We start from the raw sequence: 1,311 nt of genomic DNA on the forward strand, positions 1-1,311 counted from the left end.
AGTGAACTAAACCGCAACTGGGATGGCTTTGCGCGGCTATCTGCGTTTGCTGGCATATGCACACGTATTGTGTCTCCACGCCTGCTGCACTTGCGAAGGTAATGCGGGGGCAGTTGTGCATCAGGATGTAATCGGCGGGATTGAATCCGTAACTGCACCACGCTGTCGGAACGGCGGTGCGCTCCTAGCTGCGTTCGTTGGCGGTATTTTCACTCGAATTTGTGCCGCTATGATTGCTACGCTTTCGAAGGTAATGCGGAAGGCCATTCTGCGTAAGGATGAGATAGATGGGATAGATGGGATAGATGGGATAGATGGGATAGCACCCGTAACTGCTCTACACTGTTTGCTGACTATAAAAGAGATGGAACTATTCTTGCACTACCTGGGGTAAATAAGAGAGAGCGTGTGCGGCACTTACTCTTTACCGGTAGCCAAATCTGAAAGTTAGTTGAACGGGTACCGAATTGGATTTTGATTGTGTTATCTTCGTTGCAGTTATTGGCTGTGTTTGATGCCTTTTATTGATTGCTAGGGAGAGACTACATTGACGCGGGATGAGTTTGATAATTATTGCAAGTCATTGGTTGGGACGAGCAATGTCATTCAGTGGGGGAATGCTTCGGTTTGGAAGGTTGGAGGGAAGATCTTTGCGATCTGTTCTAACTGGGGAGAGGACCGGCCTGAGATGGAAGGGATCAAGATCAGCTTTAAGTGTTCGGAGCTTTCCTATCAGATTCTGACGGAACAGGAGTGCGTTATTCCGGCGCCTTATCTGGCTCGGGCGAAGTGGGTTCAGATTGAGACTGCGCAGGCGATGGCTGATGAAGACATCAAGGATTATGTTCGCGAGGCGCATAGCATTATTGCGAGGAAGCTGACCAAGAAGCTGCAGAAAGAGATTGGGTTTGTTGCAGCTTAAGTGTGTCTGATCACGTGGGGCTCTGAATAACTGATCGTGCTGATTTTAAGGTTTGCGTTCTTTTGTGCAGATTTGCGTTATTTGCGCGAAATGTGCGTTGCTCGTGGTTCTTATTGAGTGGTTTTGTGTCTGGCTTTTGCACCGCATGCATTTAATTTTGAACGGGGGAGGTTCTATCATAGAACCGCCTAGCGGGCATATGTTTACCCCGTGGAATTCGCCTTATTTTTTATGCCCGGTTTTTCAGATGTTGCGCTCGCATCCGCTAATAAAAGTTATCCCCCTCTGAGGATCTTTCTTTACTCATAAGCTTGTCTTTGCGTAGCATTGCGATCATTCGTGCTCGGTGCTCGGTGCTCGGTGCTCGGTGCTCGGTGCTCGGTGCTCGG

1 protein-coding gene is annotated in these 1,311 nt (G+C 48.7%); it reads left to right on the forward strand.

What is annotated here, in order from left to right; translation table 11 throughout:
* Window positions 1–547: 547 nt before the first annotated feature.
* Window positions 548–922 (forward strand): MmcQ/YjbR family DNA-binding protein, encoded by a 375-nt coding sequence (locus PsW74_RS18885; protein ID WP_063290408.1) that lies wholly within the window; start codon window positions 548–550, stop codon window positions 920–922.
* The last annotated feature ends 389 nt before the right edge of the window (window positions 923–1,311 follow it).

The organism is Pseudovibrio sp. W74 (assembly GCF_001623085.1).
Lineage (GTDB): Bacteria > Pseudomonadota > Alphaproteobacteria > Rhizobiales > Stappiaceae > Pseudovibrio.